The sequence below is a fragment of the Chitinophaga sp. NPDC101104 genome (assembly GCF_050277495.1).
Taxonomy (GTDB): Bacteria; Bacteroidota; Bacteroidia; order Chitinophagales; family Chitinophagaceae; genus Chitinophaga.
Genome location: NZ_JBNNSF010000001.1, coordinates 1,986,571 through 1,998,910 on the forward strand (window position 1 = coordinate 1,986,571; position 12,340 = coordinate 1,998,910).

At 55.3% G+C, this 12,340-nt stretch carries 10 protein-coding genes; 4 read left to right on the forward strand and 6 right to left on the reverse strand.

All coding sequences use genetic code 11. The features are described from left to right. Positions 1-42: 42 nt before the first annotated feature. The 5 genes from ACQKLP_RS08150 to ACQKLP_RS08170 all read right to left on the reverse strand — a co-directional run bounded on the left by ACQKLP_RS08150 (position 43) and on the right by ACQKLP_RS08170 (position 5,728). Positions 43-1,593 carry a DUF6770 family protein gene (locus ACQKLP_RS08150; protein ID WP_427321782.1) on the reverse strand — a complete coding sequence of 517 codons (1,551 nt, stop codon included), beginning with the start codon at positions 1,591-1,593 and terminating at the stop codon, positions 43-45. Positions 1,594-1,596: 3 nt separating this feature from the next. Further along, positions 1,597-3,009 carry a M48 family metallopeptidase gene (locus ACQKLP_RS08155; protein WP_427321784.1) on the reverse strand — a complete coding sequence of 471 codons (1,413 nt, stop codon included), beginning with the start codon at positions 3,007-3,009 and terminating at the stop codon, positions 1,597-1,599. Between the two features lie 82 nt (positions 3,010-3,091). Further along, the gene (locus tag ACQKLP_RS08160; RefSeq protein ID WP_427321786.1) at positions 3,092-3,607 is read right to left on the reverse strand and encodes a hypothetical protein; all 516 of its coding nucleotides are present in this window, start codon (positions 3,605-3,607) and stop codon (positions 3,092-3,094) included. An 84-nt stretch (positions 3,608-3,691) separates the two neighbouring features. Then, the gene (locus ACQKLP_RS08165) at positions 3,692-5,230 is read right to left on the reverse strand and encodes an acyl-CoA carboxylase subunit beta (RefSeq protein ID WP_427321788.1); all 1,539 of its coding nucleotides are present in this window, start codon (positions 5,228-5,230) and stop codon (positions 3,692-3,694) included. A 42-nt stretch (positions 5,231-5,272) separates the two neighbouring features. Then, positions 5,273-5,728, reverse strand: a complete 456-nt coding sequence (locus tag ACQKLP_RS08170) for a hypothetical protein (RefSeq protein WP_341843559.1) — start codon at positions 5,726-5,728, stop codon at positions 5,273-5,275. 108 nt (positions 5,729-5,836) lie between these two features. Between ACQKLP_RS08170 and ACQKLP_RS08175 the strand changes: the two genes are divergently transcribed. The 3 genes from ACQKLP_RS08175 to ACQKLP_RS08185 all read left to right on the forward strand — a co-directional run bounded on the left by ACQKLP_RS08175 (position 5,837) and on the right by ACQKLP_RS08185 (position 8,590). Beyond that, positions 5,837-6,814, forward strand: a complete 978-nt coding sequence (locus ACQKLP_RS08175) for an acyl transferase (RefSeq protein WP_427321790.1) — start codon at positions 5,837-5,839, stop codon at positions 6,812-6,814. Between the two features lie 47 nt (positions 6,815-6,861). After that, complete coding sequence (locus tag ACQKLP_RS08180; RefSeq protein WP_427321792.1) at positions 6,862-7,674, forward strand: hypothetical protein; 813 nt, start codon at positions 6,862-6,864, stop codon at positions 7,672-7,674. A 289-nt stretch (positions 7,675-7,963) separates the two neighbouring features. Continuing rightward, the gene (locus ACQKLP_RS08185) at positions 7,964-8,590 is read left to right on the forward strand and encodes a YceI family protein (protein WP_427321794.1); all 627 of its coding nucleotides are present in this window, start codon (positions 7,964-7,966) and stop codon (positions 8,588-8,590) included. A 143-nt stretch (positions 8,591-8,733) separates the two neighbouring features. Here ACQKLP_RS08185 and ACQKLP_RS08190 read toward each other — a convergent pair whose 3' ends face one another. Further along, a complete protein-coding gene (locus ACQKLP_RS08190) occupies positions 8,734-10,656 on the reverse strand; it encodes an LTA synthase family protein (protein WP_427321796.1) in 1,923 nt (640 codons plus the stop codon). Between the two features lie 353 nt (positions 10,657-11,009). On the opposite strand from ACQKLP_RS08190, the gene ACQKLP_RS08195 reads away from it, so the two are divergent. Further along, entirely contained in the window at positions 11,010-12,338 is a 1,329-nt protein-coding gene (locus ACQKLP_RS08195) for a DEAD/DEAH box helicase (RefSeq protein ID WP_427321798.1), read from the forward strand. Positions 12,339-12,340: the final 2 nt, after the last annotated feature.

A 12,340-nucleotide genomic window follows, 5' to 3' on the forward strand; every position in this document is an offset into this window, starting at 1 on the left:
ACATTAAAAAAGGGAAGCAGATCACCCGCTTCCCTTATCAAATTAGCTGATTTTTTCCATCCGCATCTCGATCGTCCTTTCCTTATGGTTATCCTCGATGATAAGGAGGAATCCCGGTTTGGCGGGCAATACCGAGGTGGATACTTCTTTTGTGCGCAGCGGCACCTCGTACTGGCGGAACTTCTGCCCGTTGTAGCGCAGATAGGTGAAATATCCCTTTTCCTCGCCCGACTTGCGCCAGTTGTAATAGCAGATCGAAAAGTGCCCGGGATCGCCGGCAGGGTGGATGAAGCCGTATCCGAAAAGCCCATGGGCGCGGGCGTTGCGGGCCACCATATGGCGGTTCAGGAAATCCATCCGGGCCATCATGGTAGAAGGGGCCTTGTCGTACGTGATGGCTTTCACGAGCTTGTCGGTAGCGTTGAATTCCAGCACCACCATGTCCGAATTCTGCACCCGGGTAAACGAAGGCGTAAGGTGGAATGGCAGGAAAATAGTGGAATGCACGAACCCGAACGCGTACATCCTCCGGTAATAACCTTCCGCAGCCACGAACAGCTTCCCGTCGGGCCCCAGCGTAGCGTTGTGGAGGTAGAGGTACCCGTTTTCGGCGTTCTGGCCTTTTTTGTCGCAGGAATATTGCCGGTTGATCTCCGTTTCCCAGCTATTGTAGGTACGCGTGAGAATGGCGCCGGTATTGCGGCTCACCCGGTATATGGCGATGCCTTTCCCGTTGCTTTTCACGTGCTTCACGTCTTTGTCGAAATATTTCCCCACCATCACGATCGTGTCTTGCCCCGGCACCGGCAGCACCGCCGCAGGCTCGAACTGCCATTTTTCCTTGTTGGCATTTACTTCGAAAGCTTTCTTCCGCGTATGGATGTTGAATGCCATGATGGTGGACGAGGAACGGGAAGCCCTGCGGTTCGAGACTTCCACGAACAGCAAACTGTCTGTCTTGGCCAGGAAATCCGCGCGCAGGAAATCCCTGCCGGCCACGCCCGGACTGAATTTCGACGTTTTCCGGTTCCGGGATCCGTAGAAATTGATGTCATACGTGCAGGTGCCTTTGGCCTGCCACCTTACGAACACGGCCATATAACCCTCGTCGCCCACTTCGAAAAGGGTACGGTTGCCTTCGGATTCGTTGTGCAGGCTCATGTTTTGCAGGTGCAACCGGCGTTTATAGGAATCGAACGCACGGGTGTAGGACTGCATCAGCTTTCCATCGTTATCGTATATACGCAGTTCGTATTTTTTATCGGCAGGATAGTAGAACAGGAAGGCCATGCTGCTATCGCTGGCGGCGGCTTCCTGGAGGCTGATGCTGGTGGAGGCGTCGAACCTGATCCTGCGTACGCGGTTCAGGTTCTCGTCGAGCACATGCAGCAGGTACGCGTTGGTCGTTTTGTCGACACGGTCGCTTTGCATGAGGAAATAATATCCGCCGATCTGGTTATTGCGCTGGATGGTACCGCTGCTGTAGAGGATGGAAGGCGTGGCCGCGTCGTTAAGACTGAGCGTCTTTTGCGCGGAAGCAGCCTGGATGCAGCAAGTGGTGATAAAGAACAGGAAAAGTATAGTCCGGAACATGGGTTACATTTTTATGAAACTCTCGCTTTTCGCGAATTCGGTTTGGTATTCGGGATAATCCTGCAGTTTGCTTTGGTAGCGTTGCAGGTAATGGAAGGCGATCTGCGCGTATTCCTCCATGTACAGGTTCTGGATGAACTGCGACAGTACGTTGAACGACGCTGCGTTTTCCGGTGCGGGGTAGCGCAGTTTCTTTCCGAGGCGGTGCTGGCGCTGGAGGTAGAAGCAGTTGTTGAGGATGCGCGCCACGTGCATGATGAGGTACGGATCGTCCGGATGTTCTTCCAGCATGCTGATCGTGTAGTACAGACTTTCGGTGTAGTTGTCTTCCGCGAACGAAAACTCGATGATCTCGAAGCGGAACGCCTGTTTCAGGGAATCGAACCGCTGGGGATGGATGCTCGCGGCCGGGATGGCGGGTTTGCCGGCCAGGAGGCTGTCGGCCGACTGGTTGAAGGCGATCAGTTTACCCGCGCGGACCTGGCAATCCGGGTGCGTTTTGAGGGAATCGGTGAGGGTGCTGTCGCGCAACAATCTGGCGTGGCCGCCCAGGGGGCCGTTGTCGCGGCGGAGCCACCGGTCCTGGAAGCGTAGCTGGGGCGCGTCGAACAGGGTGCGGAGGCGGGCGGTCATGTCGATATTGTCCAGGTCGATATCGTCGAGCAGCAGCATGGCGGAAACGGCGGCGGCGGGGTCGAACCCGCTGTTGCGGAAGTACACCAGGGCCAGGGAGTCTGCGTCGGATTCGTTGTTGCGGCTGTGCCGGCGGCTATCGAACGCGAGGCCTTTGCTGAGGTCTTCCAGTTTGGAAAGGCGGTTGTACTGTACTTTCTTCAGTGCCTTCAATTGCGCCTGCAGATCGCTGGAGTGCATGTTTTTTACATACTTCTCGATGGCTTTGTCGCTGTGTTTGAGCGTGGCGTGGGCGATCTCGTGGCAGAGCACGAAAGCGGCCTGGTGCTCGTTTTGGAGGCGGCTGAACAGCCCGATATTGAAGAAAATGATGCCCTGGCCTACGTAGGTGGCGTTGGGCGTGCCGGAGCGGGAGAAGAAGGCGTGGAGTTTCTCGCGCTGGAGTTCCGGGTTGGCGGCAACGATGCGGCGCAGCATGCTGTCGATATAGGCCTGGGCCACGGGGGGCGTGTAGATTTCCTTTTTCTGGAACCGGGATTTGATGTACTTCCACCGTTGCGCGTAGATGGCGGAGTAATCTTTCCGGTATTCGGAAGGAAGATTGCGCTGGAGCGTGTCGTGCTGCCGCTCGAACATGCGCATAACGGCGTGGGTACGGGTGCCGTCCACGATGGAGGGCTTGTACATCGGGTCCTGCGTCTTTTGCTGGGCTATGACGGGCGACGCCAGGAGCAGGAGGGGCAGAAGCCGTGTATGCCGGCATGCCCTCAGTAGTGCATTCATGGGTATAAGGGTTGAAAACTTGGTGCAAAGAAATGATTTTCAACCGGTATTCTTATTGCATGAACGTGTTATGGGGTTGGGATCAATTGCTTTCGTTGATTTCGAAAATTAACGGACTATCGAATTCCATAAAGTAATTCCCGGACTTCGCGCCAAAGAAAACCAACGGCCAGCCAACGTGAACACTGAAATAGTCCCGGATTTGCCTCATTCTAACTTTCATGAGCCGGATATTATGATCGCTGATTTCCCATTCACTGGCAAAAATCAAGTAAAGTTCATCATATACATCATTTTCAGCGCGCAGCCAGTCGAGGAAATCCAGAAAAACAGGATGGGTGCCATGTATGCCGAATGTCTGAAGCGAATAAGTTAGTCCTGCGGATGTCGGTTTTTCTTGGGCATGCGTAGGTTTGTCTGTGAACTGTATTAGAAAATCGGTTTTCCGATGGAAGCAGAAATCCTTCAATCCGGGCGCTACTTCCGGATCATATTCCGGGTCGTTTTGTACTACGGGGATGTCAAACAATCCGGCCAGTTCCAGGATCCGGGACACGTTCGTATTGCTGCGGTGACCGGTTATAGCTATAAATTCCATAGTAAGGGATTTTGGTCGGGTAGGGTAGAAAGCACATCGCTCCCGGGTTTGGGAGCGATGGTAATTATCGTTTGTCCGGTTCCGTTACAACGGAATGTTCCCATGCTTCTTCCGCGGCATGTCCACCACTTTATTCTCCAGCATGGCGTAACCTTTGATGAGTTTTTCGCGGGTGGTTTCGGGGATCACCACTTCGTCGATGTACCCTTTCTCGGCGGCGAGATAGGGATTGGCGAAGCGTTCCGTGTATTCGGCGACCAGTTCGTTCATGCGGGCTTCCGGATCGGCCGCGGCATCGATTTCCCTTTTGTAGATGATCTCCACGGCGCCTTTCGGGCCCATCACGGCGATCTCGGCCTGCGGGAACGCGAAGTTGAGGTCTGCCCCGATGTGTTTGGAGTTCATCACGCAATACGCGCCGCCATAGGCTTTACGGGTGGTAACGGTGATCTTGGGAACGGTGGCTTCGCTCAGCGCAAAGAGCAGTTTGGCGCCATTGGTGATAATACCGTTCCATTCCTGGTCGGTACCGGGCAGGAAGCCGGGAACGTCTACCAGTACGAGCAACGGGATATTGAAGGCATCGCAGAAGCGGGTGAAGCGCGCGCCTTTCACGGATGCGTGAATGTCCAGCACACCGGCCAGCACGGCGGGCTGGTTGGCCACGATGCCGATGCTGCGCCCTGCGATACGGGCAAAGCCTACGATGATGTTGTCCGCGAAATCCTTGTGCACTTCCAGGAAAGAATCGGCGTCCGTGAGCTCGGCGATGACGTCTTTCATGTCGTACGGCTGGTTCGCATTTTCGGGGATGATATTATTGAGTGCCGGCCGCGATTCGTTGCCGGGCTCGTAAGGCAGCGATGGCGCGGTTTCTTCGCAGTTCTGGGGGATGTAAGACAGCATCTCGCGGATCGTCTGGATGCATTCCACTTCGTTGGCGCACGCGAAATGCGTCACGCCGCTTTTGGTGGCGTGCGTTTGGGCGCCGCCGAGCGCTTCGCTGGTCACTTCTTCATGGGTGACGGTCTTCACCACGTTGGGGCCCGTTACGAACATGTAGGAAGTGTTTTCCACCATGAGGATGAAGTCGGTAATGGCGGGAGAATATACGGCTCCGCCGGCGCAGGGGCCCATGATCGCGGAGATCTGGGGGATGACGCCAGAAGCGCGGGTGTTCCGGTAAAAAATATCGGCATATCCCGCCAGGCTTACCACGCCTTCCTGGATGCGCGCGCCGCCGCTGTCGTTGAGGCCGATGAGGGGAGCGCCGTTTTCCATCGCAAGGTCCATCACGCGGCAGATCTTGCGGGCATGCGGCTCGGAGAGGCTGCCGCCATATACGGTAAAGTCCTGGGAAAAAACGTACACGAGCCGGCCGTTGACGGTGCCATAGCCGGTTACGACGCCATCGCCGGGAAACTGTTCCTGGTCGGTGGTCATGCCGCGGTTGCGGTTATGGACGAACATGCCGATCTCTTCGAAGGAGCCTTCGTCGAGCAGGAGCCTGAGCCTTTCGCGGGCGGTCAGCTTGCCTTTCTTGTGTTGGGAATCGATTCGTACCTGTCCTCCGCCGAGTTGTGCTTCGGCGATCTTGGATTGCAGTTCCTGGATCTTGCTCATAAATGTAAATGTACGGAAAGCCGGTCATTCACGAGCAACGATTTAGCGGCGGAGAACGATCTTCGGAGTGGTAATGGTATCGCTGGAATTACCGGCGTTATCGGTCACGAAAACCTTGTATTGAACGGTGTCTGGATTGTACACCGGATTTTCCCAGTGCAGCGGGAGGAAGTTGCCCTGGCGGACATCGCTGAGGATGATGATCATCTCCGCATCAAGCTTCGTTCCCTTGTGGGATTCCAGTTTGGGAAGCGGCATGGCGTCAAATTTTGTCGTATCAGCGTAATGGAACAGTTCCACCACATGCCAGTGGTCTTCCAGATCGCCATCGCCGTCTTTCACATTGAAATAAAGCAATACCTCCTCCATCTCCTTGGGAACGTCGAGAGTGGAGGCGGATTTGAAGGTAAGGATGGGCTTGGTGCCGCCGTCCTTATCCTTTTTACAACCCAGGAATGCCACGAGCGATAACGCGGAGAGAATGAGGATTTTCTTCATATGACAAACGTACATTAAATTAGGCAAAAGGCAAAGTACCGCTTATTTAACGCCGCCTTTGCATGGTTTGTTACATAAACGCCCGGGATTCGTAAATTTGCCGTCGCTATGAAGGACGAACTTGCCGCCAGGATATTTACGGAAAAGGACCCGATGGCCCTCGTGCCCGCCATTTTCCGGCACCAGTACGCCGGTAACGCGCTGTACAGGGCTTATGTGGACATACTGAAGGTAGACCCCTCCACCGTGCGCACCCCCGAACAGGTGCCGTACCTCCCCATTTCGTTCTTCAAAACCCACCGCATCGTGACCGGTGAATTCCAACCGGCCGTCACCTTCGAAAGCAGCGGCACCACACAAACCGTCAACAGCCGCCACGAAGTAAAGGATACGGCACTCTATACACGCAGTTTCCTCGACGCTTTCCGCAGGTTTTACGGGCCGGTGGAAGACTTCGTGGTACTGGGCCTGCTGCCGTCTTACCTCGAAAGGAAAAATTCGTCGCTGGTATATATGGTGGAAGACATGATCCGCCGCAGCCGCCGCCCCGAAAGCGGGTTCTACCTCTACGAGCACGAAAAGCTCGCCGACACCCTGCTGGCCCTCGAAGCCCGCCGCCAGCCCACCCTGCTCATCGGCGTCACGTTCGGACTGCTCGATTTCGCGGAAAACCACTGGATGGACCTGCGCCATACCATCGTCATGGAAACCGGCGGCATGAAAGGCCGCCGCGAAGAATGGACCCGCCAGGAACTCCACGCCTTTCTGCAGGAACGCCTCGGCACCCCGGCCATCCACGCGGAATACGGTATGACGGAGCTCCTGTCCCAGGCCTATTCCAAAGGCAACGGCGTGTTTAATTGTCCGCCGTGGATGAAAGTGCTCGTGCGCGACGAAAACGATCCCTTCCAGCTCAGTTCCGCATCCGCCGCAGGCGTCATCAACGTCATCGACCTCGCCAATATCCATTCCTGCTCCTTCATCGCCACCGACGATATCGGCAAAATCCATTCAGACGGGAGTTTTGAAGTGCTCGGCCGGTTAGACCGGTCTGCACTCCGCGGTTGCAGCCTCATGGTGAGTTAGTATTGTGATTTAAAATAATATGAGTATTTTTCCGGCACCTTACGCCTATGAAAATACCTATTATAACGGCGGCGCTCGTTTCGCTGCTCGCGATTTCCGCGCACGCACAGCTTTTACAGAAAATCACGGGGAAGAAGAAAGCCGCGGAGGAAGTGCCCGCAACGCCCGATCCCAAACTGATCATCGGGGGCGACGATGCCGTCAGCATCGATTCCGCTTACGAATACGACTGGGCCGTGTACCAGGAAAGCGAGGCTTTCCAGGGCAACCAGCGGGTGATCGACGGCGGGGAAGACATCGTCATTTATTACAGCAGCACCCAGGCGGTGTTCAATATCCAGCTCAAAAGCCGCAGTACGGGAACGAAGTACTATTTTTTCGGGGATTTAGAAAAGGAATCGCAGCTGAAACTGGCTGGTGTGGAGGGTGTGGCGAGCGGAGATAAGTCGAAGCTGGAGCTGGAGGGGATGGAGCCCGTTTACCCCGGGGAAATCGGCTACCTGAGCGAGCTCCGGCGCACGGGGTCCAAGAAAGTGATCGCCGGTGTGGCTTGCGAGGAATATGTAGCCCAGAACCTGCGCCACGATCCGCGGGTGGTGAATACCTCGCATACCAAAGTAACGGCTTATGTGTGGATCCCGCTCGATCCGCACTCCGTTTTTCCCGGTTATTCCCTCATGCCCGAGCATTTCAAATTACAGATAGAAAGGATGCGGCGCGAAGGATCGTACCCGCCGGTGGTGATGCCCCTGGAAATGTTCCTGGAATACGGGAACGGCGACAAGGTGTTTACCCATACCACGCATATCATTATGAAAGAAAGGCGGAAAGTGGGCCTGGGAGATATCAACCAGCCATAAAAAAACCGGTTCCCGGGGAGAGGGAACCGGCTCGTACGCCACGGTTCAAATATCTTTTGCACTGGGTCAGGCGTTGCAATGGGTTTTACAGGACCGTTCGTTCAGGGGCTTTTTTTGGGCGGATGAAAGACCGGCAATTTGCCAGGCCTTAGAATGGCGGAGGAGACCTGCGAACGATCACGCCACTAAAGTACCCGTCAGAATGTAAAACTTATGTGAAATGTTTGTAAAACAAATGTGAAAGTTATCGATACTGCTGTATATTGGATGATACAAATCAAACCATCACATGCGTAAACTTGCTACCATCTTCTTCATCAGCGGCGCGCCCGTGCTGATGTCGTTCAACGCTCCCGTGTCCAACGCACCTTCCTTCAAAAACGAAGCCGCTCCCGTTGCCTTCAAGGTAGACGGTGCCAAGAGTAAAGTTGCCTGGCTCGCCAAAAAAGTGACCGGCTCCCATAACGGTTCCATCTCCATCTCCGGCGGCGATCTGCAGGTAGACGGCTCCACCCTGAAAGGCGGCACCTTCACCATCGATACCCGCAGCATGACCGTGGAAGATATCAAAGACGCCAACGGCAACGCCCGCCTGCTCAACCACCTGAAAAGCGATGATTTCTTCTCCGTGGAAAAACACCCGAACGCCACGTTCACCATCACTTCCGCCAAAAAGAAATCCGGCAACGAGTACGATATCACCGGCAACCTCACCATCAAAGGCATCACGCAGCCCATCACTTTCCCCGCGAGCGTGGTCGTGAACGGCAACCAGCTGAACGCGAAAGCCGCCATCACCATCGACCGTACCAAATTCGACATCAAGTACCGCTCCAAGAGCTTCTTCGAGAACTTGGGCGACAAAGCGATTTACGACGATTTCACCATCGACGTGGAGCTGGTAGCCAATAAATAATTCCAGGGAAACACTCCCATACGGCAAAGGCCCGGACCCAATCGGTCCGGGCCTTTGCTTTGCGGCGCCCGCGCGTTAGAAAAAGGCCCGAACCGCCAAATGATGCGTCCGGGCCAAGGTGTAACAGTGGTAGGTTGGGTGTATTATAGTTTCATTCCTCCGTTTTTGAAAAGGTAGTAAGCCGTCTGGTAATTGGCGATGGCTTCCTTCACCAGCGGTTGATCTGCCGGTACGGGGACCTGTTCGTTAGAAGCCTTGTTGTACCGGAAAGTTTCCACTACCTGCTGCGGGCTCAGGATCACCAGGCGGTCGTTTTTCATATACGCCAGCTTCTGGTAAGTGCCGAGCATGATCCGTTCCGAATAATCCGGGCTGAGGACGTTCTCCCCGTATAAATTGCTGGAATAATCCCAGTTCAGGAAGCAGAACAGGGTAGGGAACAGGTCGATCTGGGAGCACATTTTCCCGATTTCCATGGCGCCTGCGCCGGGAAGGTTGCAGACGATGGCGGGGATGTGGTATTTCGAGATGTCGATCTCGTTTTTGCCCGCGCTGCTGGCGCAATGGTCGGCCACGAAAATGATGACGGTATTGTTGAACCAGGGTTTGGTGCGGGCGGTTTTGAGGAATTGCCCGATCGCGTAGTCGGTATATTTCACCGCGCCATCGCGCCCCGAACCCGAAGGGATATCGATTTTCCCTTCCGGGTAGGTGAAAGGCCGGTGGTTGGAGGTGGTCATCACGAAATCGAAGAACGGTTTGCCGGCGGCGTGCCTGGCGTCTGCATCGCGGATGACGGTGTGATAGAGGTCTTCGTCGCAGATGCCCCAGGCGTTGCGGAAGTTGATGAGGGAATCGGGAATGGTGGTGCGGGCGGAACCGATATCGTCGTCTACCAGCATGTTCCGTCCTTTATCCGTAATGGAGTAGCCGTTGCTGCCGAAGAATTTGTTCATGTTGTCGAAGAACCCGTCGCCGCCGTAAAAGAACCCGGTGGCGTAGCCCTGCTGGCGGAAAATGGCGCCTACGGTGCTGAGGTTTTCGTTACCGGGCCTCCGCACGATGCTGCTGCCGGGCGTAGGCGGCACCGCGAGCGTGAGGGCTTCCATCCCGCGGACGGTCCGCGTGCCGGTGGCGTACATGTTCGTGAAAACGACGCTTTCCCTGGCGAGGGAATCGAGCACGGGCGTCAGGCCGTTGGTATTGCCGAACCTGCCGAGGAAATCGGCGCTGAGGCTTTCGATGGTCACCAGGATGACGTTCGGGCGAACGGCGTCGCCGCTATCGTTGATGCTCCGGCGGATGGAGAAATCCTTCCCGTCGAAGGTGGAAAGGCTGTCGCCCAGCTGGTGGCGCATCATGGCGAAGGCTTCCTTGTTATCGATGAGCCGGTAAAAATGTTCGTAGTTCAGTTCATTGTTCTTGAAAGCGGAAAAGAAGGAATATACACCCGCTTTGGCGAGCTCGTCCTGGTACCGGTTCCTGCCATTTTCGGCGAGCGAGTTGGGAACCCACAGGGCATAGACCGCCGCAATGATCACGAGGGCCACCAGTACGGAGATCCGCTGCAGGAAAGTCGATTGGCCCCTGAACGCCATCCGGAACCAGCCCCTCCGCACAAAGAACCACATCAGCACCGCCGTGATCGCCAGCATGGAACCGATAAGGATCGGCAGCGGGTAAGACTCGTTGATGTTGTTGATCACCTCGTACGTGTAGATCAGGTAATCCACCGCAATGAAATTGAAACGGCTCCCGAACTCCTCCCAGAACGTGAATTCCGCGAAAAACGAGAACATGAGGATGAGCGTGGTCAGGAAGAACCCGGTATACGTAATGGCCCGGTTCACGAACGTATCGTTCCATTTCGCCGGTACGAGCACGAGGTACAACGCGTACGGCAGGCTGAAAAAGACCGCCACGCCAATGTCGAACAGCAGCCCGTAACCCAGCACGCGGAAAAACGATGCGAACCCGATGGCCGCATCGGGCCACGACCAGATCAGCAGCGCCATCCGGACGATAAAGGAAAGTAATAGCATCATGCCGCCAAATCGCAGCAGCAAACCAAATGTGTTTTTACCTGGTAATTTCATGGTGGAATAAGGATCAGTTTGGTTGAGAGTACAGCATATGCGCTCCTGTGGCGCATTTTAGACGTCAGTTGTAGGTTGATTGTGAATGTAAACAGTTGTTCCCCGCACGCCCGGATGTGCCTTCGCCATCGCCGGCCGCGCTTATGGTGGGCGAATGTAATATTTTTATCATGCGGGATGCCGGATTTTTTTTCCGAAATGTAGTTTGAGATAGCTAAATAGTTGAAATTCAATATTGTAATACCTTCGATTCCCGCCGGTGGAATTGTGTTTTTCCCGGATGGATGCCGATTTCAGCAGGAATCGGCGTAATTTTGCCGGCTATGACATTCGAGGATTTAAATCTGAACAAGCCTTTGCTGAACGCCCTGGAAGACCTGGGCGTTACCACGCCTACCACCATCCAGGAAAAAGCATTCTCCGTGGTGATGTCCGGGCAGGACGTGTGCGGCATCGCGCAAACGGGCACGGGTAAGACTTTCGCCTATCTGCTGCCCTGCCTGCGCCTGTGGTCGTTCGCAAAGGAACGTTATCCCCAGGTGCTGATCCTCGTTCCCACCCGCGAGCTCGTGGAACAGGTGACCACGGCCGTGCAGCAACTTACCAAATACATGTCTGTCGAAACGGCCGGTTTTTACGGCGGCGTGAACATGAAAGGCCAGATGGCCGCAGCCGACGGCAAGATCGATATCGTGGTGGCTACGCCGGGTAGGCTGGTAGACCTCATCCTCAGCGGCGCGCTCAAGATGAAAAGCATCAAGCGGCTGGTGATCGACGAGGTCGACGAAATGCTGAACCTCGGTTTCCGCCCCCAGCTCACCCGTGTGCTCGACATGCTGCCCGTTCGCCGGCAGAACCTCATGTTTTCCGCTACGATGACGCCCGAGGTAGACGCCATTATTCACGATTTCTTCCATAACCCCACCGTGATCGAAGCGGCGCCGGCGGGAACGCCGCTGGCCAACATCCGGCAAACCGTGTATCACGTCCCCAATTTCAATACGAAAGTCAATCTGCTGGAACACCTGCTGCTGAACAGGCCGGATATGAGCAAGGTGCTCGTTTTCGCGTCTACCAAAGCCCTGGCCGACGAGCTCTACGAAAAAATGGCGGAGCACATGCCCGGCGCAGTGGGCGTGATCCACTCCAATAAAGACCAGAATTTCCGGTTCAACAGCGTCCGCCAGTTCCGCGAAGGCGTGTTCCGGGTGCTGATCGCGACGGATATCATGGCCCGCGGGCTCGACATCGCCGAGGTGTCTCATGTCATCAACTTCGACATGCCCGAATCCCCCGAAAACTACATCCACCGCATCGGCCGTACGGGCCGTAAAGACGCGGAAGGCAATGCCCTCACTTTCGTGACGGAAAAGGAAATACCCCTGCTCCGGCAAGCCGAAGCGCTCATGAAGTTCGAAGTTCCCGAAGAGGCGATCCCCGCCGGCGTGGAAATTTCGACGGTGCTCATCAAATCCGAAATCCCGGAAGTCATCGTTCCCAACATCAAGCTGAAACTGCGCAGCACCACGGAAGGCGGCGGCGCATTCCACGAAAAGCTGGAAAAGAACAAAAAGGTGAACGTGAAAATCAGCCACAAGGAGAAAATGCAGCTGAAATACGGCAAACCGAAAAAACGGCCGAAAAAACGCTGATC

Excerpts from the sequence above, each read along its gene's own strand:
- ACQKLP_RS08150 (WP_427321782.1), bottom strand. The coding sequence starts at position 1,593 with ATGTTCCGGACTATACTTTTCCTGTTCTTTATCACCACTTGCTGCATC.
- ACQKLP_RS08155 (WP_427321784.1), bottom strand. The coding sequence starts at position 3,009 with ATGAATGCACTACTGAGGGCATGCCGGCATACACGGCTTCTGCCCCTC.
- ACQKLP_RS08160 (WP_427321786.1), bottom strand. The coding sequence starts at position 3,607 with ATGGAATTTATAGCTATAACCGGTCACCGCAGCAATACGAACGTGTCC.
- ACQKLP_RS08165 (WP_427321788.1), bottom strand. The coding sequence starts at position 5,230 with ATGAGCAAGATCCAGGAACTGCAATCCAAGATCGCCGAAGCACAACTC.
- ACQKLP_RS08170 (WP_341843559.1), bottom strand. The coding sequence starts at position 5,728 with ATGAAGAAAATCCTCATTCTCTCCGCGTTATCGCTCGTGGCATTCCTG.
- ACQKLP_RS08175 (WP_427321790.1), top strand. The coding sequence starts at position 5,837 with ATGAAGGACGAACTTGCCGCCAGGATATTTACGGAAAAGGACCCGATG.
- ACQKLP_RS08180 (WP_427321792.1), top strand. The coding sequence starts at position 6,862 with ATGAAAATACCTATTATAACGGCGGCGCTCGTTTCGCTGCTCGCGATT.
- ACQKLP_RS08185 (WP_427321794.1), top strand. The coding sequence starts at position 7,964 with ATGCGTAAACTTGCTACCATCTTCTTCATCAGCGGCGCGCCCGTGCTG.
- ACQKLP_RS08195 (WP_427321798.1), top strand. The coding sequence starts at position 11,010 with ATGACATTCGAGGATTTAAATCTGAACAAGCCTTTGCTGAACGCCCTG.